Origin of the sequence: Pseudomonas phytophila, assembly GCF_025643095.1 — a bacterium.
Lineage (GTDB): Bacteria > Pseudomonadota > Gammaproteobacteria > Pseudomonadales > Pseudomonadaceae > Aquipseudomonas > Aquipseudomonas quasicaspiana.
Genome location: NZ_CP081201.1, coordinates 5,205,097 through 5,226,829 on the forward strand (window position 1 = coordinate 5,205,097; position 21,733 = coordinate 5,226,829).

A 21,733-nucleotide genomic window follows, 5' to 3' on the forward strand; every position below is an offset into this window, starting at 1 on the left:
GCGGCCGCCAGGTAGCAGGCCCCATAAAAAAAATAATTCGAGGTATAACCGATGCGCATCGTTCCCCATCTTCTGGGCGCAGCAATCGCTGCTGCTCTGATCAGCTCTCCAGTTTCTGCCGCCGAATTGACCGGCACCCTGAAGAAAATCAAAGAGTCCGGCACCATCACCCTCGGTCACCGCGACGCTTCGATCCCTTTCTCCTACATCGCTGATGCTTCCGGCGTGCCGGTGGGTTACTCCCACGACATCCAGCTGAAAATCGTTGAAGCCATCAAGAAAGACTTGGACATGCCGGACCTGAAGGTCAAGTACAACCTGGTCACTTCGCAAACCCGTATCCCGCTGGTGCAGAACGGCACCGTCGACGTTGAATGTGGCTCGACCACCAACAACGTTGAGCGCCAGCAACAGGTCGACTTCTCGGTCGGCATCTTCGAAATCGGTACCCGTCTGTTGTCCAAAGCGACCTCGGAATACAAGGATTTCGATAACCTGAAAGGCAAGAACGTAGTGACCACCGCAGGCACCACGTCCGAGCGCATCCTCAAGTCCATGAACGCTGACAAGCAAATGGGCATGAACGTGATCTCGGCCAAAGACCACGGCGAATCCTTCCAGATGCTGGAATCGGGTCGTGCAGTGGCATTCATGATGGACGACGCCTTGCTGGCTGGTGAAATGGCCAAGGCCAAGAAGCCGACTGACTGGGCTGTAACCGGTACCCCTCAGTCGTACGAAATCTACGGCTGCATGGTGCGTAAAGGCGACGAGCCGTTCAAGAAAGCTGTCGATGACGCCATCGTTGCGACCTACAAATCGGGCGAGATCAACAAGATCTACGAAAAGTGGTTCCAGGCTCCAATCCCGCCAAAAGGCCTGAACCTGAACTTCCCGATGAGCGACGAGCTGAAAAAACTGATCGCCGAACCGACCGACAAAGCGGCAGACGACAAAAAGGCTTAATCGCCCGTTACCTGCTCGTCAATAAAACAGCCTGAGACCGCACCGTGCGGTTTCAGGATGCCGTGCATGCATCTGGATCGATCAGAGGGGAGACCCTGATGAATTACAACTGGGACTGGAGCGTTTTCTTCAGGTCCACTGGCGTCGGCAGCGAAACCTATCTGGACTGGTACATCTCAGGTCTGGGCTGGACTATCGCTATCGCTGTCGTTGCCTGGATCATCGCTTTGCTGCTGGGCTCTGTGCTCGGTGTCATGCGTACCGTACCGAACCGTATAGTTGCTGGTATTGCCACGGTCTACGTGGAAATCTTCCGTAATGTGCCGCTGCTGGTGCAGCTGTTCATCTGGTACTTCCTGGTGCCGGACCTGCTGCCCGAAGGCATGCAGGAGTGGTACAAGCAAGACCTGAACCCGACGACTTCCGCGTTCCTCAGCGTGATCGTCTGCCTGGGTCTGTTTACTGCTGCACGGGTGTGTGAACAAGTGCGCACCGGTATCGAAGCGCTGCCTCGCGGCCAGGAATCTGCTGCTCGCGCCATGGGCTTCAGACTGCCGCAGATCTACTGGAACGTGCTGCTGCCACAGGCTTACCGGATCATCATTCCACCGCTCACCTCCGAATTCCTCAACGTGTTCAAGAACTCGTCGGTGGCGTCGTTGATCGGCCTGATGGAATTGCTCGCGCAGACTAAACAGACCGCCGAGTTTTCCGCCAACCTGTTCGAAGCCTTCACCCTGGCGACACTGATCTACTTCACCCTGAACATGAGCCTGATGTTGCTGATGCGCTTGGTCGAGAAGAAAGTCGCTGTGCCCGGACTGATCTCCCTGGGGGGCAAATAATGGATATGGACTTCTCAGGCGTGGTTCAAGCCATTCCCGGCATGTGGAACGGCATGGTCATGACCCTGCAACTGATGGTGATGGGTATCATCGGCGGTCTGGTGCTGGGCACCCTTCTGGCTTTGATGCGCTTGTCATCAAGCAAGCTGCTGGCCAACGTGGCCGGTGCTTACGTCAACTACTTCCGTTCCATTCCGCTGCTGCTGGTCATCACCTGGTTCTATCTGGCGGTGCCGTTTGTGCTGCGCTGGATCACCGGCGAAGACACGCCCATCGGTGCGTTCACCTCCTGCGTCATCGCATTCATGATGTTCGAAGCGGCCTACTTCTGCGAAATCGTTCGTGCCGGTGTGCAGTCGATTTCCAAGGGCCAGATGGGCGCAGCGCAAGCGCTGGGCATGACCTACGGGCAGATGATGCGGTTGATCATCCTGCCTCAGGCCTTTCGCAAGATGACCCCGCTGTTGCTGCAGCAAAGCATCATCCTGTTTCAGGACACCTCGCTGGTTTACACCGTAGGCCTGGTGGACTTCCTCAACGCCTCGCGGGCCAGTGGCGACATCATTGGCCGCGCCAATGAGTTCCTGATCATCGCCGGTCTGGTGTACTTCACGATCAGCTTTGCCGCCTCGTTGCTGGTGAAGCGTCTGCAAAAAAGGTTCGCCGTATGATTTCCATCAAAAACGTTAACAAGTGGTATGGCGACTTCCAGGTGCTGACTGATTGCAGCACCGAGGTCAAAAAAGGCGAAGTGGTCGTGGTCTGTGGCCCGTCGGGCTCCGGCAAATCGACGCTGATCAAATGCGTGAACGCCCTGGAACCGTTCCAGAAAGGCGACATCACCGTGGACGGCACTTCAATTGCCAACCCTAAAACCAACCTGCCGCAATTGCGCTCCCGGGTTGGCATGGTGTTCCAGCATTTCGAACTGTTCCCGCACCTGAGCATCGTTGAAAACCTGACCATTGCGCAGATCAAAGTGCTGGGGCGCAGCAAGGAAGAAGCGACTGAAAAAGGCCTGAAGCTGCTGGATCGTGTAGGTCTGTCGGCCCACGCCAACAAGCATCCGGGCCAATTGTCCGGCGGTCAGCAACAGCGTGTAGCGATTGCCCGCGCACTGGCCATGGACCCGATCGTCATGCTGTTCGACGAACCGACCTCGGCGCTCGATCCGGAAATGGTCAACGAAGTGCTCGACGTAATGGTGCAGCTGGCTCAGGAAGGCATGACCATGATGTGCGTGACCCACGAAATGGGCTTCGCCCGTAAAGTGGCCAACCGCGTAATCTTCATGGATCAGGGACAAATCGTTGAAGACTGTGAGAAAGAAGAGTTTTTCGGTGATGTCAGCGCCCGTTCCGAACGTGCGCAGCAGTTCCTCGCTAAAATTCTTCAGCATTAAGTGAGACTCGACAGCTGCCCGGCGCTTTGAAGCGTCGGGCCGCTGTTCGGCTCAGGACGACTGTGATGAAATGCGACTCCAATCTTTATCGCGCCGCGCCGCCATCACTTGCCGTGAAACCCCGTCTGATTCGCCACCTGTTTCTGCCGCCGTTGATCATCGTGCTGATGTTCGGCCTGGGCTACGTCGCCTATTTGATCAGCGAACACTACGGCATCAAAACCCTCAGCGAGAGCGGCGAACGTCAGCTTGAGCTGCACGCCCGCACCCTCGAAAGTGAAATCAACAAATACACTTATTTGCCCAGCGTGCTGGAGCTGGAGTCCAGCGTCTCAGCCCTGCTCAACGACCCTACTCCCGAGCTGCGCAGCGAGGTCAACGATTACCTTGAAGGCCTGAATCGCCGCAGCCGTAGCCGGGCAATTTACGTACTCGATACCTCCGGCCGGGTACTTGCCACAAGTAACTGGCGCGATGCCGACAGTTATCTGGGTGAAGACCTGTCATTCCGGGCTTATTTTCAGGATGCGGTGCGGGGTCTGCCGGGACGCTTCTACGGCATCGGCAGCACCACCGGTGAGCCCGGTTATTACCTGGCGCACGGTCTGGAAGAGAAAGGCAAGATCGTCGGCGTGGCGGTGATCAAGGTGCAACTCGAAGCCCTGGAGCAGCGCTGGCAACGTGCACGACTGGAAGCCTTCGTCAGCGATGAGAACGGCATCATTATTCTTTCCAGCGACCCGGCCCGACGTCTGAAATCAGTACGCCCACTCACGCCGGAAATCAAAGAACGTCTGGCACGCAGCCTGCAATATTACTGGTGGCCGCTCAACGAGCTGGTGCCGCTGGAGCGCGAGCTGCTTTCGGAAGGTGTGGAGAAGCTGACCTTCCCGGCCAATGTCAGCGTCGATCTTGAACACAAACAGGTCAGCTATCTGGCCCAGACCCGCCAGTTGAGCGACACGCCCTGGCATCTGACGCTGCTGACGCCCCTTGAAGACCTGCGCCGTGAAGCAGGCAGTCAGGGCATGCTGGTCGCGGTCGCCTGTGCACTGGTTGCGTTTCTGCTGATCGCCTGGAATGAACGGCGCAAAGTGCTTTCAACCCGCCTCGCGGCGCGGGAAGCCCTGCAAGCGGCCAATGACGAACTGGAGCGCAAGATCGCCGAGCGCACCGAGCATTTGCGCGCCAGTAACGAACGCCTCAAGGGTCAGATCCGGGAACGTAGGCAAGCTGAAGACACCTTGCGCAAGGCACAGGACGAACTGGTTCAGGCGGGCAAACTGGCGGCTATCGGGCAGATGTCTACCAGCATTGCCCACGAACTGAATCAACCGCTGGCAGCACTGCGTACCTTGTCCGGCAACACCGTGCGCTTCCTCGAACGGGGCGCGCTGGATACCGCCAGCACCAACTTGCGCACCATCAACGATCTGGTCGACCGCATGGGCCGTATCACCGCCAGCCTGCGCGCGTTCGCCCGTCGTGGCGATGACAAGGGCCAGGCAAGACTCAGCAAAGCCGTCGATGCTGCACTGCAGTTGTTGACCCCACGCCTGGAAAATTTTTCCCTTGAACTGCACCAGCGCTATGCCGATGCCGAACTAATGATTGATCAGACTCGCCTCGAGCAGATTCTGGTCAACCTGATTGGCAACGCTCTGGACGCCATGCACGCCCAGCCCCTGCCGGAAATCTGGCTTGCAGGCTCGGTGATCGAAGGCCGTTACTGCTTGCGGGTTCGAGACAACGGCCACGGCATAGACGACGAAACCCGCAAGCATCTGTTCGAACCGTTCTTCACCACCAAACCCGGCGAGCAAGGTCTGGGACTGGGCCTCACCCTCTCCGCCAGCCTCGCAGCCGCAACCGGTGGTAGCCTGAGCGCTGAACAGCCGGAGAGTGGCGGTACCGAGTTTGTGTTGTGGTTGCCGGTGGTGAAAGGGCCATGATGATCTGTAGGAGCGCGCTTGCCCGCGAAGGGGTCCTTTACTCGACATCCGTATCGGCTGACCTGACGCTATCGCGGGCAAGCGCGCTCCTACCGCGTAGCCCCGGCCTTTCTTATGCCCGCATTCCGATGAGCCCCCAAAATGACCACTGACCTGACCGTACTCATCGTCGAAGACGACCCTCACGTCTTGCTCGGCTGCCAGCAGGCGCTGACGCTGGAGGACATACCCAGCGAAGGCGTGGGCAGTGCCGAAGAAGCATTGGCGCGGATCGGCGATAACTTTGCCGGAATCGTGATCAGTGATATTCGTCTGCCAGGCATTGATGGTCTGGAGTTGCTCAGCCGTCTCAAGGCGCGTGACCGCAGCCTTCCCGTGGTGTTGATCACCGGTCATGGCGATATCTCCATGGCAGTCAACGCCATGCGCGACGGCGCTTACGATTTCATGGAGAAACCCTTCTCCCCTGAACGTCTGGTGGAGGTGACCCGCCGCGCCCTTGAGCAGCGAGGTCTGGCGCGAGAAGTCTGGTCATTGCGCAAGCAACTGGCCGAGCGCGATTCACTTGAAGGCAAGATCATTGGCCGCTCGCCCGCCATGCAGAACTTGCGCGCGCTGATTGCCAACGTTGCCGACACTTCAGCCAATGTGCTGATCGAAGGTGAAACCGGTACCGGTAAAGAGCTGGTTGCCCGCTGCCTGCATGATTTCAGTCGTCGTCATCAGCACCAGTTCGTCGCGCTCAACTGCGGTGGCCTTCCGGAGACCCTGTTCGAAACCGAAATCTTCGGCCATGAATCCAACGCCTTCACGGGCGCGGGCAAGCGACGCATCGGCAAGATCGAACACGCGCATAACGGCACGCTGTTTCTCGATGAAGTGGAAAGCATGCCGATCAGCCTGCAGATCAAACTGCTGCGGGTTTTGCAGGAGCGAACGCTGGAACGCCTCGGCTCCAATCAGAGTGTCGAAGTGGATTGCCGGGTGATTGCCGCGACCAAGTCAGACCTCGATGAGCAAAGCAAAGCCGGACAGTTCCGCAGCGACCTGTACTACCGGCTGAACGTGGTCACGCTTGAACTGCCGCCGTTGCGGGAGCGTCGTGAAGACATCCTGCAACTGTTCGAACACTTCCTTCAGTTGTCCGCGTTGCGTTTTGATCGCGAGCCTCCAGAACTGGACCCGAACACGTTATCGAGCCTGATGAGCCACGACTGGCCCGGTAACGTAAGGGAGTTGCGTAACGTCGCCGAACGTTATGCCCTGGGCTTGCCCGCTTTCAAGAAACCCAACGCCAACCCGGAAGAACCTCAAAGTCTGGGCTTCGCCGAAGCCGTGGAAGCCTTCGAGAAAAACCTGCTCAGCGAAGCCCTGCAACGCAGCGGCGGCAACCTGAGCCAGGCCAGCCAGGAGCTGGGCATGGCCAAGACCACGCTGTTTGATAAGGTCAAAAAGTATGGGCTTGGATAATCACCCCGGACCTGTAGGAGCCAACTTGTTGGCGAAGCGAAATTGCTGATCACGCAGGTCTGACGCCTCGCCAACAAGTTGGCTCCTACAGTTCATGTGTATTTCAATTTTAGAAAGGGGATTCTGTGGATCTAGTGTTCAAAGCCCTGATCGGCGCAGCCGTCGTGGTCATTCTCGCCGCACTGGCCAAGACCAGAAACTACTACATCGCAGGCCTGGTGCCGCTGTTCCCGACTTTCGCCTTGATCGCTCATTACATCGTTGGCAAAGGTCGTTCTCTGGACGACCTCAAGACCACCATCCTGTTTGGCATGTGGTCGATCATTCCCTACTTTGTCTATCTGGCGGCCCTGTACCTGCTGGTGGACCGCTGGCGGCTGGAGGTGTCACTCGCATTGGCCGCCGTTGCCTGGCTGGTGGCGGCGACGTTGCTGGTGACGTTGTGGGTGAGATTTCATGGTTGAAGGACAAAAACGTCCTATGGCCCCGGCGCCCTGTGGGAGCGAATTCATTCGCGAAAGCGGTTTCCCAAACGACAGACATGGGTCGACTGTACCGGCCTCTTCGCGAATAAATTCGCTCCTACCGGGATCGCGCGACCAACTCCTCTACTTCCTGCGCATCCGGCGATGTCGCCGGACCCCAGCGAGTCACGGCAATTGCTGCCGCAGCGTTGGCCCGCAAGGCCGCCTGTTCCCATGAAAGCCCCACCGCAAGGTTAGCCAGCAGCACGCCCGCATGGGCATCACCCGCGCCATTGGTATCGATGGCTTTGACTGGAAAGCCGCCCACATGCCGCGTCTGTCGATGCTGACGAACCCAACACCCTTTCGGTCCGTCGCGGACCACGATCAAGGCATTATCCGGCAATAGCTCATCCAGCTGGTCAAGCGCCTGGGCAATGTCTTCGCACTGAGTGAAACGCAACGCCTCTTCGCAATTGCTGCTCCACAAATCAAGCCGCGGCAGCAACGCCCTGACCTGAGGCGCTTCGGGCGAATGCACCAGCGGCCCCGGGTCGAACGCCACGGTCACACTGGTCGGCAACGACCCCAGCCAATCCAGGAGGCTCTGCACTTTGCCTTCGTGCAACAGGCTGTAGCCACTGACGTAAACATAGTCGTCAGCTTGCACCGTCACGCTATTCAAATCCTGTGCCGACAAACCGCCTTCGGCCCCCACGTAAGAAATGAACGAGCGCTCCGCGGACGGTTCGATCAGTGCCACGGACAGCCCGGTGTCCTGCTCCTCGCTGCACGCAGCACTGAACTGAATACCTTCGGCTGTCATGGCCTGACGCGCCAGATCACCGAACTGACCTTTGCCATGGCGACCCAGATAGACCACCGGCATGCCGTTGCGCCGGGCCGCAGCCATGACATTGAAACCGCCACCCGCTTCAAACCGGGCGGAACTGGCCAGCACATCGCCGCCAGAAGCTGGCAGCTTGTCCAGCGCCATGACCAGGTCGACAACGATCTGGCCGGTGTGCAGCAATCTAGCGGGCATGTTGGGCCTCTTCGGAAAACGCTCGGCGATCACGGGCACCGCCCAGAATCCCATAGACACCACCCGCCACCAGGAAGGTCACGATCCAGCCCAGGCCGTTATGACCCAACCAGGAGTCGGACAGGAAACCGGTGAACAACACGTTGTCAGCGGTAGTGGCGACGGTGGTAAAGCTGAAGCCCAGCACGATCGCCAATGCCCAGGCTCCCAGTGCACGCCACTCCACGCCGCCGCTGTACCAGTAAGCACTGCTCGGCGATACGTCCATCAGGTCTTTACCCGAGTAAACCTGGCGATGAATGAGGTCGACAATGAAGATCCCGACCCACGCCGTAATCGGCACTGCCAGCAGCGAAATGAAGGTAATGAACGGGCCGTAGAAGCTCTCGGCGATGAGCATGAAATAGATCGAGCCGATGAAAATCGCGACGATATCGACGATCACAGCGTGAACCCGTTTGACCTTCAAACCCAGGGTCAAGGTGGTCAAACCGGCCGAGTAAACGGAGAGGTTATTCGACAATAGCAAGCCACCAAACGCAGTAATCAGGTACGGCACAGCCATCCAGTTCGGCAACAGTTCGCGGATCGCGATGATCGGGTCGGTGGCCGAGGCCAGATGATCATTGCCCACCGACAACAGCCCACCAAGGGTAATCAGCAACACCAGCGGAATCCCCGCACCAAATGCCGCCGAGGCCACCAGCCGCGTGGCTTTGACGCTGCGATGCTGATAGCGGGACATGTCCGCACCGGCGTTGGCCCAACCGATGCCGGTGCCTGCCGCCATGATGCCCACGCCAATGATCATTGCGCTCAGTGGTGCAGGCGCCGCGCTGAACACCGCATTCCAGTCGATATGGGCAATCAGGAAGCCGCCAACCACCACGTTCAGCGCGCCAAAGATGTAAGTCGCCCACTTCTGGATAACCAGCAACGTGGCGTGGCCCAAGCCGGAAACGCACAGCGTCATCAGCACGAAAATGGCGATGAACACCAAGGTCAGGGCCGGAGTGTTTTTCGCTTCAACCGGAGTGCCGAACAGGATCGCGGACAGCGACAGCAGCACGAAAGCTGCCGTCGTGGTGTTGACCGTTTCCCAGCCCAGGCGCGACATCAGCGAAACGATGGTCGGACCAATATTGCCGCGCACACCGAAGATGGCGCGGGACAACGTCAGGCTCGGCGCGCGTCCACGGCGACCGGCGATGGAGATCACCCCGACTACCGCAAACGATCCTGCCGCACCGAGAATCGCCACAATGATTGCCTGCCAGATCGACAACCCCCGGAACGCCACCAACGTCGCACCCAAAGGCAAACCGAGGATGCTGATGTTGGCGGCAAACCACACCCAGAACAGCTGCAACGGATGGCCATTGCATTCGCTTTCCGGGACCGGCTCAATGCCGCGGGTTTCCAGTTGTCCTGCGCTTTGTGTGCTGCTTGATGAAGTCATGAGCCTAGCTCCAGTGCCGGTTATTTTGGTTGTGGGCAGTGCGGAATCAGTAACACGTCCGTGTCATGTGTGGCTGTCGGGACAGCCGGATGCCTGGCGCCACAACGGTTGCCCGCGCGGCGTCAACATTCTTCACATCAGCAAACTCAGGCTGAACGCAAGGCCAGCAGTCCCTCGACCAGAGCCGTCAGCTCCAGCCCGTTAACGCGTTTGACCTGATCAATCAGCACCGGTGGCCAGGCTCGCAAACCCTGACTGGCACCCAGAATTGCGCCGAGAATCGCCGCGATGGTGTCGGTGTCGCCGCCGAGGCTGGCTGCCATGCACAGCGCCTCAAATGCCGACAAACGATCCACTGCGACTTGCTGCGCCAGAGCGAAGGCTGCGACCACCGATTCCTGTGACGCCACCGAGGTGCCGATCACGTCGTAGAGCAAATCCGGCAGTGCCTCGTTATCGCAATCGGCGCACAACTGTTGCGCCCATTCGATACGTGCCCCGACGCGCCCGCCCGCGACCCAATGACCGTGCTGCTCGCCCAGTTTGGCGGCGACGATGCCGAGCTTCAGCGCATCGCTCAGGCTCGCACCGTTGATCCCGGCGGAAACGGCACCGGCCACTGCAGCAGCACTGGAAATCCCAAGGGTGGTGTTATGGGTGACCTGACAGGCCTGGACTACCGAAGCAATAAACCGCTGCGGGTCGGCAATGTTGGCGGCAATGCCCACCGGGGTGATACGCATCGCGGCACCGTTGGTGGTGCCAAACCGGCCTGACTCTTCAGGGCTGTGACCCGCAAGAATCATTTCGATGGCGCGCTTGGTGGAAGGGCCCAGCAGATCCTGTGACCCCTTGGCCTGCATCACCGCTTCCCAGTCGATCAGGCTTTGAGCCAGATCAGAAGGGTTGATGCGCCCTGCCCCAGCCACCAGCAATTCGCCGACCAATACAGCCTGCTCGGTGTCATCGGTGATTGACCCTGCGGGCATATTCGGCGCAATGGGTTGATCAGCATCGGCGGCCATCAAGGTCAGGATTCGACCGAAACGCGCCTCGATCTGAGCACGACTCAACGATTGGGTCGGCATGCCCAGGGCATCGCCCAAGGCCAGCCCGTAGAACGCCCCCAAGGCGCGATCGGTTGTGTCGACAAGGCTCATGACTGACCTCCGAACGCCAGATGCATCCTGAAATGCACCGGGTCCAGCAAGCTCTCCACGTGCTCCATGAAGCGCTCTTGTCGATCGTAAGTTGTACGGATAGCCTTGAGGAAAACGCTGCCCGGCTTGCGCATCATCAACAGCGCATCGTCGGAGCTCAGCGGCTCGGCGCCGATCCATTGATCACCACGATCACCGACGAAGCCGTGAGCCGCCAGCGTGATGGTCAGGGAGTCCTCGATCAAGCCGGTGTCGGGCAGGTTTTCCAGCCCTTCGATAGCCGGGACCAACGCCCGCTCCAGGGAAACCACACTGCCATCGGCGGCGCTGCGCCGACGGTCAATGGCGATGAAGTGGACGGTGCCAAAGCGGCTGTGCAGGTCTGCCCGCTCGACCTGCACGACGCGCAGGATTTCGGTAGTAACCCTCGCTCCGGTATCAGCCAACGCCTGCGCCCAGCCGCTGCGCTGATCAAGGCTGATGCCGTCGTAGGTCACAATCGAACCGACACCCGACTGGGTGGCGATGTAATTGCGTCGTTTGAGTTCGGCGAGGGCTTCACGCAACGTGCCGCGACTGACATCGAATTCCTGCGCCAGCAGATGCTCGCCCGGCAACAGATTGCCCGACTCTAGCTGGCCACATTCGATGCGTCGTGCAAGCTCATCCACTACGCGTTGTTTTTTATCAAATCGGACATGTCTAATCATGTACAAAGTGATAACCGAAAGCTGCCTTGGTCGGCAACATTTATTTCACGGAGGAAACCAGAGTTTATGTGTGTGGGAGCGAATTCATTCGCGAAGGCGGTGGCATACAGGACAGAAACTCTGTCGACCAGACCAGCCCTTTCGCGAATAAATTCGCTCCTACCGAGATAGATCCCGAAGAATCTATAGCGAATATCCGGTTACTTCCCCTCGCCCAATATCTGACGAATGGCACCCACAAACACCTCAACCGGCTGCCCGCCCGATACTGCATATTGGTCATTGAAGACAATCGTCGGCACCGAGCTGATGCCTCGTGAAACCCACAATTGCTCTTGCTCGCGGACTTCGGCGGCAAATTGATCGCTGCTCAGAATCGCCTCTGCACGCACTCGATCAAGGCCGACTTTCTGCGCAACATCAGCCAACACGCGATGGCTGGACGGATCAGCAAGGTCTGTGAAATAAGCCGCGAACAATGCTTCCTTCAACGCTTTTTGCTTGCCTTCAAGCTCGGCCCAATGCAGCAGCCGATGGGCGTCAAACGTGTTGTAGATGCGGCGGTTACCCTGAGTGAAAGTGAAGCCTAGCTCGGCCCCACGCTGACGAATATTTTCCCGGTTGGCGGCAGACTGTTCAGGCGTCGAACCGTATTTCTCGAAGATGTGCTCGTTCAGGTCCTGCCCTTCAGCAGGCATGTTCGGGTTCAGCTCAAAAGGCTGGAAATGAATCTGTGCGCGCACTTCATCGCCCAGCTCAGCCAGGGCGTCGTTCAAGGCTCTCAGGCCGACCACGCACCAGGGGCAGGACACATCGGAAACGAAATCGATTTTTAGCGGAGTGCTCATGGCAGGCTCTCTCTGGATAAAGAAAGCCACCACGATACGCCTAAGTCGGGAGGTTGTTCAAAGCTGAGCCATGTTGCGACCGTCGTCGTGCTGCGCACGTAAGTAAGGCAACACGGCTGCCAGCAAGGGCGCTTTGAAGGCCTCCTGAAAGCGGTGCGCCAAGCCTGGAATCAGCCGCAATTGGCTGCCGCGAATGTGCGCCGCCACATGCACACCGTGCATGACCGGCAATAGCGGGTCGGCGGTGCCGTGCACCACCAGCACCGGCAGGCGAAGACGGTCAAGCAATTCCACCCGGCTCGGCTCAGCAAGAATCGCCAGGATCTGACGCTTTACGCCTTCAGGATTGAAAGCCCGGTCGTAGGACGCAGCAGCTTGCTGCAACAGCATTGCGCGATCATCCTTGACCTCCGGACTGCCCAGCGCCGCGAGCAAATCAGCCTGTTGTTCCAGTGCTGCTTCGCGATTAGGCGCACCACGTTTAGCCAGCAACTGCAGCAACGCGGGATTGGGCATCGGTAAACCCTGCGCTCCGGAGCTGGTCATGATCAGGGTCAGGCTCTCGACGCGCTGCGGTGCGAGATCCGCCAGATGCTGCGCAATCATGCCGCCCATGCTCGCGCCTAATACATGAAACTGGCGAATCTGCAGGGCATCCATCAGCCCCAGCGCATCGTCAGCCATGTCGGTCAATGAATACGGTGCAGACACTTGCAAGCCCAGCTTGTAGCGCAGCACTTCATAGGCGAGGTTGGCATTGGCTGGCGGAGCGTTCCAGGTCGACAGACCGACGTCACGGTTGTCATAGCGAATGACCCGATAACCCTGCTGACACAGAGCAGCCACGACTTCGTCAGGCCAGTGAATCAACTGACCACCCAGCCCCATGACCAGCAGCAACGCTGGGTCGGATTCGCTGCCGATACTCTGATAGGCGAGCCGCACTTCTTTGAGCGCGGCTATCTGCACAGGAACATTGACATCACATTTGGAGGCCGCAAAAGACGGCAAGCCGCACAAAAGTGCGGCCAGAAAAAGAAGAACGCGCATTAAGAAACACCGACAAACAAATCCCCAGTAGGCAGCGAGTGTGATGAAGTTTTGCAAAGCGCGCTGCCACAGTTACGTGACAGTTTGATGAAGGGGGCTGAGCGGTCGTTTTCGAGCCAACCGCACAATCCCGTAGGAGCGAATTCATTCGCGAAGAGGCCGGTACATCCGCAGCCTGTTTATCGATTGGAATGCCGCCTTCCCGAATAAATTCGGTCCCACCGGTTCGCTGTGAGCCAAAAGCGCATGGACATTCCGTGGGAAGTCCTATGCAGGCCTGCAAACACACAGGGGGGAGCGAATTCATTCGCGAAGAAGCCGGTAAATCCGCAGCCTGTTTATCAACTGGAATGCCGCCTTCCCGAATAAATTCGGTCCCACCGGTTCGCTGTGAGCCAAAAGCGCATGGACATTCCGTGGGAAGTTCTATGCAGGCCTGCAAACACTCGTGTGGGAGCGAATTCATTCGCGAAGGGGCCGGTACATCCGCAGCCTGTTTATCGACTGGAATGCCGCCTTCCCGAATAAATTCGGTCCCACCGGTTCGCTGTGAGCCAAAAGCGCATGGACATTTCGTGGGAAGTTCTATGCAGGCCTGCAAACACACAGATGGGAGCGAATTCATTCGCGAAGAGGCCGGTACATCCGCAGCCTGTTTATCGACTGGAATGCCGCCTTCCCGAATAAATTCGCTCCCACCGGTTCGCTGTGAGCCAAAAGCGCATGGACATTTCGTGGGAAGTTCTATGCAGACCTGCAAACACACAGGTGGGAGCGAATTCAGTCGCGAAGGGGCCGGTACATCCGCGGCCTGTGTATCGCCTGGAATGCCGCCTTCCCGAATAAATTCGGTCCCACCGGTTCGCTGTGAGCCAAAAGGGCATGGACATTCCGTGGGAAGTTCTATGCAGGCCTGCAAACACACAGGTGGGAGCGAATTCATTCGCGAAGGGGACGGTACATCCGCGGCCTGTGTATCGCCTGGAATGCCGCCTTCCCGAATAAATTCGGTCCCACCGGTTCGCTGTGAGCCAAAAGCGCATGGACATTTCGTGGGAAGTTCTATGCAGGCCTGCAAACACACAGGTGGGAGCGAATTCATTCGCGAAGAGGCCGGTAAATCCGCAGCCTGTTTATCGACTGGAATGCCGCCTTCCCGAATAAATTCGCTCCCACAGGATGCGCAGTCACCTTTGAAGCTTCAGGCCAACTGGCTGCGCAGTTGCCGGGCCGCCGCCACCATGTTCACCAATGCCGCCTCGGTCTCAGGCCAGGCACGGGTTTTCAGGCCGCAATCCGGGTTGACCCATAAGCGCTCGGCAGGCACATGCTGCACGGCCTTGCTCATCAGTCGCACCATCTCATCCGTACCCGGCACGCGTGGCGAGTGAATGTCGTAAACACCGGGACCAAGGTCATTCGGGTAGTCGAACGCTTTGAAAGCCTCCAGCAACTCCATGTCCGAGCGCGAGGTTTCGATAGTGATCACGTCGGCATCCATCGCCGCGATGGACTCGATCACGTCGTTGAATTCGCTGTAGCACATATGGGTGTGAATCTGCGTTTCGTCCCGCACACCGCTGGCACACAAGCGAAACGCTTCAACGGCCCAATCCAGATATTCCTGCCATTGCGCCCGGCGCAGCGGCAAGCCTTCGCGGAAGGCGGCTTCGTCGATCTGCACGATCTTGATTCCGGCCGCTTCCAGGTCCACCACTTCATCACGAATCGCCAATGCCAGCTGTTGCGCCTGCACTTTGCGGGACACGTCTTCCCGTGGGAACGACCACATCAACATAGTCACCGGCCCCGTCAGCATGCCCTTCATCAGCTTGTCGGTCAGGCTTTGTGCATAGCTGATCCAGTCCACAGTCATGGCCTGCGGGCGACTCAGGTCGCCAAAAATCACCGCCGGTTTTACGCAGCGCGAACCGTAACTCTGCACCCAGCCAAAGCGGGTAAATGCATAACCGTCCAGTTGCTCGGCGAAGTACTCGACCATGTCGTTGCGTTCGGCCTCGCCGTGCACCAATACGTCCAGCCCCAGGCGTTCCTGAATCTGCACGGCATGGCGAATCTCGTGACGCATGGCATCGTGGTAGTCATTGGCCGACAGCTTGCCCTGTTTGAACGACTGACGCGCCAGACGAATCGACGCAGTCTGCGGGAATGAGCCAATAGTCGTCGTCGGAAACGCAGGCAAATCCAGACGCTGGCGTTGCTGCTCGATACGTTCGGCGAAAGCAGATTGGCGCTGGCTGTCCTGCGCTGTGATCGCAGCGATACGTGCCTGGACCTGCGGCTTGTGAATACGCGACGACTGCACGCGGCTAGCTTGCACCGCGCGGCTTTCGGCCAACGCGCCTTCTACACTGTCGGGATCATTCAAAGCCTTGGTGAGCAGCGAAATTTCACCACACTTCTGCACGGCGAACGCCAGCCAGCTCTTGAGTTCGACATCGAGCTTGTCTTCACGACCCAGGTCAACCGGGCTGTGCAACAAGGAGCAGGAGCCGGCTACCCAGAGATTGTCGCCAAAACGCTGCTGCGCTTCACGCAACTGATCCAGTGCTTGCTCGAGATCACAGCGCCAGACATTTCGCCCGTTGACCACACCCAGCGACAGCACTTTGTAAGTCGGCAAGCGATCCAGCACGGCAGCCAGTTGGTCCGGCGCACGTACCAGGTCGATGTGCAGACCATCCACCGGTAAAGAAGCCGCCAGCCCAAGGTTGTCTTCCAGACCACTGAAATAAGTCGAGATGAGCTTTTTCAGCGGTGAATATTGCAGACTGTGATAAGCGCGCTCGAAGGCATTTTTCCAGTCCTGAGGCAGGTCCAGTGTGAGGATAGGCTCATCGATCTGCACCCACTCCACACCCTGCCCGGCCAGACGACCGAGGATTTCGCCGTAAACAGGAAGCAGGCGCTCCAGCAGGTCGAGCTTGTCGAAAAGTTCACCCTTGGCCTTGCCCAGCCACAGGTAAGTCAACGGGCCGATGATTACCGGCTTGACCTTGTGACCCAGAGCGCGGGCTTCATCCACTTCTTCGAACAACTGCTCCCAGCTCAACTGGAAGCGCTGATCCTGGGTAAATTCCGGGACCAGATAGTGGTAGTTGGTGTCGAACCACTTGGTCAGTTCTTGAGCATATTGCTGCTGGCCATGCCCCTGACCATGACCATGAGCACCGCAGCAGCTTTCAGCACCACGGGCCATGGCGAACAAGGTGTCCAGTGTCGGCAAACCACGAAAATCCCGGGTATCAGCAAATCGCTCAGGCACCACACCGAATGCCAGCGAGTGGCTCAGCACCTGGTCGTACCAAGCGAAATCGCCCACGGGCAGCAGTTCGATACCCGCATCTTTTTGCAGTTGCCAATGGGTGGCCCGAAGCTCCCGGCCTACTGTGCGCAAACCGTACTGATCGATATCGCCTTTCCAGTACGCTTCCAGCGCTTTTTTAAGTTCACGGTCAGCGCCGATGCGCGGGAAACCAAGATTGTGGGCCAAGGCCATGATGAAGCTCCTGTCGAAATATGACGCTATTGTCGACAGCCGGACCAACGTGAGACAAACTCATTGTTTTCGTGTTGATCACAAAATTCATTCATGGAGCGCAGAGATGTCTGCGAGACGAGATGCTTGAGATACGCCATCTGAAAACCCTGCATGCCTTGCGCGAGGCCGATAGCCTTGTGGAAGCCGCCGAGCGCCTGCATCTGACGCAATCAGCGCTGTCCCACCAGTTCAAGGAACTGGAAGAGCGAATGGGGATGCAGTTGTTTGTGCGTAAAACCAAACCAGTACGCTTTACCAGCGCCGGGTTGCGCCTGCTGCAACTGGCGGACTCGGTGCTGCCACAATTGCGTGGCGCAGAGCGAGACATTGCCCGACTGGCGGGCGGCACCGCGGGGCGTTTGCACATGGCGATCGAGTGTCACAGCTGTTTTCAGTGGCTGATGCCAACCATCGACCAGTTCCGCGACGCCTGGCCGGAAGTCGAACTGGACCTGGCCTCCGGCTTTGCCTTCGCACCCTTGCCTGCTCTGGCCAGAGGAGATCTGGATCTGGTGGTGACGTCCGATCCGCTTGAACTGGTGGGCATTACCTACGTGCCGTTGTTTACCTACGAGGCCATGCTGGCGGTTGCCAATCAGCACACATTGGCGAGCAAGCCGTACATCGTGCCCGAAGACCTGATCAAGGAAACCCTGATCACTTACCCCGTGGAACGGGATCGGCTGGATATCTTCACGCGCTTCCTTGAACCCGCCGACATCGAACCGGCGCAGGTGCGCACATCGGAACTCACCGTCATGATGATGCAACTGGTCGCCAGCGGCCGTGGCGTCTGTGGCATGCCCCACTGGGCATTGCATGAATACAGCTCGCGAGGCTATGTGAAAGGCAAACGCCTGGGCGAAAAAGGTTTGTTCGCTACACTCTATGCCGGAGTGCGAACCGACATGCTGGACGCGCCTTATATGCGCGACTTCTTGCTGACTGCCAAGGACACGTCGTTCTCGACGCTGGATGGAGTGAGTGCGGTGCGGTGATGGTGTGAAGGACGCAGAACCTGTGGGCGATTCTATGTTGGCATGCAAACGCTGATCACGGTGGGAGCGAATTCATTCGCGAAAGCGGAATTCCAGAAGAAAGAGATGTATTAAATGTACCGGCCCATTCGCGAATGAATTCGCTCCCACAGGACTTCGTTCAGCCAGTGCCAGCAACGGCCCCCACAATCGTATCGATTTCAATACACCGTAACGATTTCAATACGAAATTGGCATGCCCGCCGCCGCCAAGGCTCTGATCCGTCGAAAGTTTGTAACCGGATACAGGTTGTATCGATTTCGCTACACCGCAAATCATTGCTAGATATTCGATATCATATAACTAGCTGATTTATATAACAAAAATAAAACTGGCCGCATATTTGCTAAGTGTTTGTCATCAATGCTCGGGCCTGCCGCGAGCATCAAAGTCACCTTAGGAGTATCTATGAGCGAGTTGCGATTCACCGTCGATCACGAATGGCTGCGGGCCGAAGCCGATGGCAGTGTCACGGTAGGCATCACGCCTTACGCGCAAGAATCTCTGGGTGATGTGGTTTACGTGCAACTTCCTGAGCTGCAGACCTACGCCAAAGACGCCGAAGCTTCGGTCGTCGAATCAGTGAAGGCAGCCAGCAGCATCAACATGCCGCTCGATGGCGAAGTGGTTGAAGTCAACCAGGCCCTCGACGCCACCCCGGAACTGGTCAATGAAGACGCCCTGGGCGCCGGCTGGTTCTTCCGCTTCATTCCCCAAGACGCCAGCGCTATCGATAGCCTGCTTGATCAGGACGCCTACGACCGCCTGATCAAAGCCAACGCCGAAGCCTGAGGAGCAGACCATGACTGACCGCATTCAATTGAACACCGCCAACGAGTTCATCGCCCGTCACATCGGCCCACGCGCCGATGACGAGCAGGCCATGCTGCAAACCCTGGGCTATGACTCGCTGGAAGCCCTGAGCGCCAGCGTCATCCCGGAAAGCATCAAAGGCACCAGCGTTCTGGGCATGCAGCCAGGCCTGAGCGAAGCAGACGCACTGGCTTCGATCAAAGCCATCGCGAGCAAGAACCAACTGTTCAAGACCTACATCGGTCAGGGTTACTACAACACCCACACGCCTGCGCCGATCCTGCGCAACCTGCTGGAAAACCCGGCCTGGTACACCGCCTACACGCCTTATCAGCCAGAAATTTCCCAAGGCCGTCTGGAATCACTGCTGAACTTCCAGACCCTGATCAGCGACCTGACCGGCCTGCCAATCGCCAACGCCTCGCTGCTCGATGAAGCCACGGCCGCTGCCGAAGCGATGACCTTCTGCAAACGCTTGAGCAAGAACAAGAGCAGCCACCAGTTCTTCGCTTCCAGCCACTGCCATCCGCAAACCCTCGACGTGCTGCGCACCCGCGCTGAACCACTGGGCATCACCGTAGTTGTCGCTGACGAAGCAGAGCTGACCGACGTCAGCCCGTTCTTCGGCGCACTCCTGCAATACCCCGCCAGTAACGGCGATCTGTTCGATTACCGCGAACTGGTTGAGCGCTTCCACTCCGCCAACGCTCTGGTGGCCGTCGCGGCCGACCTGCTGGCTTTGACCCTGCTGACGCCGCCAGGTGAGTTCGGTGCAGACGTGGCCATCGGCAGCGCCCAGCGTTTTGGCGTGCCACTGGGTTTTGGCGGCCCGCATGCTGCTTACTTCTCGACTAAAGATGCGTACAAGCGCGACATGCCTGGCCGTCTGGTCGGTGTTTCCGTGGACCGTCACGGCAAGCAGGCCTTGCGTCTGGCCATGCAGACCCGCGAGCAACATATCCGTCGCGAGAAAGCCACCAGCAACATCTGCACCGCTCAAGTGCTGCTGGCCAACATCGCCAGCATGTACGCCGTTTATCACGGCCCACGCGGCCTGACGCAAATCGCCAACCGCGTGCACCACCTGACTGCAATCTTCGCCAAGGGCTTGAGCCAGCTGGGCCTGAACGTCGAGCAGCAATACTTCTTCGACAGCGTGACAGTGAACACCGGCGCGGATACCGCAGCGCTGCATGCCAAGGCTCGCGCCCAGCAGATCAACCTGCGGGAAATCGACGCTCAGCGTCTTGGCCTGTCGCTGGACGAAACCACCTCGCAAGCATCGGTCGAAGACCTGTGGGCGATCTTTGCCGGTGACGGGCAAACCCTGCCGGACTTCGCAGCACTGGAACAAAGTGTTGAAGCTCGCCTGCCGCAAGCACTGTTGCGCGAGTCGGCGATCCTCAGCCACCCGGTGTTCAACCGCTATCACTCTGAAACCGAGCTGATGCGCTACCTGCGCAAACTGGCCGACAAGGACCTGGCGCTGGATCGCACCATGATCCCGCTGGGCTCGTGCACCATGAAGCTCAACGCAGCCAGCGAAATGATCCCGGTGACCTGGGCTGAGTTCGGCAACCTGCACCCGTTTGCACCTGCGGACCAAAGCGCTGGCTACCAGCAACTGACCGACGAACTGGAAGCGATGCTTTGCGCAGCCACCGGTTACGACTCGATCTCGCTGCAGCCTAACGCGGGCTCTCAAGGTGAATACGCCGGCCTGCTGGCGATCCGTGCCTATCACCAGAGCCGGGGCGACGAGCGCCGCGACATCTGCCTGATCCCGCAATCTGCTCACGGCACCAACCCGGCCACCGCCAACATGGCTGGCATGCGCGTTGTTGTGACAGCGTGCGATTCGCGTGGCAACGTCGACATCGAAGACCTGCGCGCCAAGGCCATCGAGCACCGCGATCATCTGGCCGCGATCATGATCACCTACCCGTCGACTCACGGCGTGTTTGAAGAAGGCATCCGCGAGATCTGCGCCATCGTTCACGATAACGGCGGCCAGGTTTACATCGACGGCGCCAACATGAACGCCATGGTTGGCCTCTGCGCACCGGGCAAGTTCGGCGGCGACGTTTCCCACCTGAATCTGCACAAAACCTTCTGCATCCCTCACGGCGGTGGCGGCCCGGGCGTTGGCCCTATTGGCGTCAAGTCGCACCTGACCCCGTTCCTGCCGGGCCACGCGACCATGGCCCGCAAGGAAGGCGCAGTCTGCGCAGCACCGTTCGGCAGCGCGAGCATCCTGCCAATCACCTGGATGTACATCAGCATGATGGGCGGCGAAGGCCTGAAACGCGCCTCGCAACTGGCGATCCTCAACGCCAACTACATTTCTCGCCGCCTTGAAGAACACTACCCGGTGCTCTACACCGGCAGCAGCGGTCTGGTGGCTCACGAATGCATCCTCGACCTGCGTCCGCTGAAGGAAACCAGCGGCATCAGCGTTGATGACGTCGCCAAGCGCCTGATCGACTTTGGCTTCCACGCACCGACCATGTCGTTCCCGGTGGCTGGCACCTTGATGATCGAGCCGACCGAAAGTGAATCCAGAGAAGAGCTGGACCGCTTCTGCGACGCCATGATCAAGATCCGCGAAGAGATCCGCGCAGTGGAAAGCGGCGTCCTGGACAAGGAAGACAACCCGCTGAAAAACGCCCCGCACACCGCGGCAGAAATCGTCGGCGAATGGACCCATCCTTACAGCCGCGAGCAAGCGGTGTATCCAGTTGTGTCCTTGATCGATGGCAAATACTGGCCACCGGTTGGCCGCGTCGACAACGTGTTTGGCGACCGCAACCTGATCTGTGCCTGCCCGTCCATCGAGAGCTATCAAGAGGCGTGATCGAGCCACCGAGATAATGTCGGGTCTGTTGAATGACGGACCTGTGGGAGCGAATTCATTCGCGAATGCGGTATTTCAATCGACGGATATGCGTC

General features: G+C 58.5%; 17 protein-coding genes. 10 read left to right on the top strand and 7 right to left on the bottom strand.

Annotated features, from left to right (window positions below):
- The first annotated feature begins 51 nt into the window (after positions 1 to 51).
- The 7 genes from K3169_RS23560 (at position 52) to K3169_RS23590 (ending at position 7,099) form a co-directional block, all read left to right on the top strand.
- A complete protein-coding gene (locus K3169_RS23560) occupies positions 52 to 966 on the top strand; it encodes a glutamate/aspartate ABC transporter substrate-binding protein (RefSeq protein WP_099270390.1) in 915 nt (304 codons plus the stop codon).
- 98 nt (positions 967 to 1,064) lie between these two features.
- On the top strand, positions 1,065 to 1,811 hold the full coding sequence (locus K3169_RS23565; protein WP_122703942.1) for an amino acid ABC transporter permease: 747 nt from the start codon (positions 1,065 to 1,067) through the stop codon (positions 1,809 to 1,811).
- Positions 1,811 to 2,482, top strand: a complete 672-nt coding sequence (locus K3169_RS23570) for an amino acid ABC transporter permease (protein ID WP_164581605.1) — start codon at positions 1,811 to 1,813, stop codon at positions 2,480 to 2,482. The genes K3169_RS23565 and K3169_RS23570 overlap by 1 nt, the downstream gene beginning before the upstream one ends.
- Positions 2,479 to 3,213 (top strand): amino acid ABC transporter ATP-binding protein, encoded by a 735-nt coding sequence (locus K3169_RS23575; RefSeq protein ID WP_099270392.1) that lies wholly within the window; start codon positions 2,479 to 2,481, stop codon positions 3,211 to 3,213. Before K3169_RS23570 ends, K3169_RS23575 begins: the two co-directional genes overlap by 4 nt.
- A 65-nt stretch (positions 3,214 to 3,278) precedes the next feature.
- On the top strand, positions 3,279 to 5,165 hold the full coding sequence (locus K3169_RS23580; protein WP_263268258.1) for a sensor histidine kinase: 1,887 nt from the start codon (positions 3,279 to 3,281) through the stop codon (positions 5,163 to 5,165).
- A 141-nt stretch (positions 5,166 to 5,306) separates the two neighbouring features.
- Complete coding sequence (locus K3169_RS23585; protein ID WP_027900771.1) at positions 5,307 to 6,635, top strand: sigma-54-dependent transcriptional regulator; 1,329 nt, start codon at positions 5,307 to 5,309, stop codon at positions 6,633 to 6,635.
- Between the two features lie 134 nt (positions 6,636 to 6,769).
- Positions 6,770 to 7,099: a GlpM family protein gene (locus tag K3169_RS23590; protein WP_122703974.1), complete on the top strand. Its 330-nt coding sequence runs from the start codon at positions 6,770 to 6,772 to the stop codon at positions 7,097 to 7,099.
- A 118-nt stretch (positions 7,100 to 7,217) separates the two neighbouring features.
- Here K3169_RS23590 and K3169_RS23595 read toward each other — a convergent pair whose 3' ends face one another.
- The 7 genes from K3169_RS23595 to metE form a co-directional block, all read right to left on the bottom strand.
- On the bottom strand, positions 7,218 to 8,144 hold the full coding sequence (locus K3169_RS23595; RefSeq protein WP_263268260.1) for a PfkB family carbohydrate kinase: 927 nt from the start codon (positions 8,142 to 8,144) through the stop codon (positions 7,218 to 7,220).
- Positions 8,134 to 9,603, bottom strand: a complete 1,470-nt coding sequence (locus K3169_RS23600; RefSeq protein WP_027900774.1) for a purine-cytosine permease family protein — start codon at positions 9,601 to 9,603, stop codon at positions 8,134 to 8,136. The genes K3169_RS23595 and K3169_RS23600 overlap by 11 nt, the downstream gene beginning before the upstream one ends.
- Before the next feature lie 146 nt (positions 9,604 to 9,749).
- Complete coding sequence (locus K3169_RS23605) at positions 9,750 to 10,763, bottom strand: ADP-ribosylglycohydrolase family protein (protein ID WP_122703934.1); 1,014 nt, start codon at positions 10,761 to 10,763, stop codon at positions 9,750 to 9,752.
- Complete coding sequence (locus K3169_RS23610; RefSeq protein WP_263268263.1) at positions 10,760 to 11,473, bottom strand: GntR family transcriptional regulator; 714 nt, start codon at positions 11,471 to 11,473, stop codon at positions 10,760 to 10,762. The genes K3169_RS23605 and K3169_RS23610 overlap by 4 nt, the downstream gene beginning before the upstream one ends.
- A gap of 200 nt (positions 11,474 to 11,673) precedes the next feature.
- Complete coding sequence (locus K3169_RS23615) at positions 11,674 to 12,321, bottom strand: DsbA family oxidoreductase (RefSeq protein WP_231675436.1); 648 nt, start codon at positions 12,319 to 12,321, stop codon at positions 11,674 to 11,676.
- A gap of 57 nt (positions 12,322 to 12,378) precedes the next feature.
- Complete coding sequence (locus K3169_RS23620; RefSeq protein ID WP_099270397.1) at positions 12,379 to 13,371, bottom strand: alpha/beta fold hydrolase; 993 nt, start codon at positions 13,369 to 13,371, stop codon at positions 12,379 to 12,381.
- A 1,201-nt stretch (positions 13,372 to 14,572) separates the two neighbouring features.
- Positions 14,573 to 16,891, bottom strand: coding sequence for a 5-methyltetrahydropteroyltriglutamate--homocysteine S-methyltransferase (metE, locus tag K3169_RS23625; protein WP_263268266.1), 2,319 nt, complete (start codon positions 16,889 to 16,891; stop codon positions 14,573 to 14,575).
- 122 nt (positions 16,892 to 17,013) lie between these two features.
- Here metE and metR point away from each other — a divergent pair, with 122 nt between their 5' ends.
- The 3 genes from metR (at position 17,014) to gcvP (ending at position 21,638) form a co-directional block, all read left to right on the top strand.
- Positions 17,014 to 17,931 carry a transcriptional regulator MetR gene (gene metR, locus K3169_RS23630; protein WP_231675434.1) on the top strand — a complete coding sequence of 306 codons (918 nt, stop codon included), beginning with the start codon at positions 17,014 to 17,016 and terminating at the stop codon, positions 17,929 to 17,931.
- 448 nt (positions 17,932 to 18,379) lie between these two features.
- On the top strand, positions 18,380 to 18,763 hold the full coding sequence (gcvH, locus tag K3169_RS23635) for a glycine cleavage system protein GcvH (RefSeq protein WP_095101330.1): 384 nt from the start codon (positions 18,380 to 18,382) through the stop codon (positions 18,761 to 18,763).
- A 10-nt stretch (positions 18,764 to 18,773) separates the two neighbouring features.
- A complete protein-coding gene (gene gcvP, locus K3169_RS23640) occupies positions 18,774 to 21,638 on the top strand; it encodes an aminomethyl-transferring glycine dehydrogenase (protein ID WP_263268270.1) in 2,865 nt (954 codons plus the stop codon).
- Positions 21,639 to 21,733: the final 95 nt, after the last annotated feature.

What these genes read in the sequence shown, in the direction of transcription:
- K3169_RS23560 (WP_099270390.1), top strand. Translation starts at nt 52, where the DNA reads ATGCGCATCGTTCCCCATCTTCTGGGCGCAGCAATCGCTGCTGCTCTG.
- K3169_RS23565 (WP_122703942.1), top strand. Translation starts at nt 1,065, where the DNA reads ATGAATTACAACTGGGACTGGAGCGTTTTCTTCAGGTCCACTGGCGTC.
- K3169_RS23570 (WP_164581605.1), top strand. Translation starts at nt 1,811, where the DNA reads ATGGATATGGACTTCTCAGGCGTGGTTCAAGCCATTCCCGGCATGTGG.
- K3169_RS23575 (WP_099270392.1), top strand. Translation starts at nt 2,479, where the DNA reads ATGATTTCCATCAAAAACGTTAACAAGTGGTATGGCGACTTCCAGGTG.
- K3169_RS23580 (WP_263268258.1), top strand. Translation starts at nt 3,279, where the DNA reads ATGAAATGCGACTCCAATCTTTATCGCGCCGCGCCGCCATCACTTGCC.
- K3169_RS23585 (WP_027900771.1), top strand. Translation starts at nt 5,307, where the DNA reads ATGACCACTGACCTGACCGTACTCATCGTCGAAGACGACCCTCACGTC.
- K3169_RS23595 (WP_263268260.1), bottom strand. Translation starts at nt 8,144, where the DNA reads ATGCCCGCTAGATTGCTGCACACCGGCCAGATCGTTGTCGACCTGGTC.
- K3169_RS23600 (WP_027900774.1), bottom strand. Translation starts at nt 9,603, where the DNA reads ATGACTTCATCAAGCAGCACACAAAGCGCAGGACAACTGGAAACCCGC.
- K3169_RS23605 (WP_122703934.1), bottom strand. Translation starts at nt 10,763, where the DNA reads ATGAGCCTTGTCGACACAACCGATCGCGCCTTGGGGGCGTTCTACGGG.
- K3169_RS23610 (WP_263268263.1), bottom strand. Translation starts at nt 11,473, where the DNA reads ATGATTAGACATGTCCGATTTGATAAAAAACAACGCGTAGTGGATGAG.
- K3169_RS23615 (WP_231675436.1), bottom strand. Translation starts at nt 12,321, where the DNA reads ATGAGCACTCCGCTAAAAATCGATTTCGTTTCCGATGTGTCCTGCCCC.
- K3169_RS23620 (WP_099270397.1), bottom strand. Translation starts at nt 13,371, where the DNA reads ATGCGCGTTCTTCTTTTTCTGGCCGCACTTTTGTGCGGCTTGCCGTCT.
- metE (WP_263268266.1), bottom strand. Translation starts at nt 16,891, where the DNA reads ATGGCCTTGGCCCACAATCTTGGTTTCCCGCGCATCGGCGCTGACCGT.
- metR (WP_231675434.1), top strand. Translation starts at nt 17,014, where the DNA reads ATGCTTGAGATACGCCATCTGAAAACCCTGCATGCCTTGCGCGAGGCC.
- gcvH (WP_095101330.1), top strand. Translation starts at nt 18,380, where the DNA reads ATGAGCGAGTTGCGATTCACCGTCGATCACGAATGGCTGCGGGCCGAA.
- gcvP (WP_263268270.1), top strand. Translation starts at nt 18,774, where the DNA reads ATGACTGACCGCATTCAATTGAACACCGCCAACGAGTTCATCGCCCGT.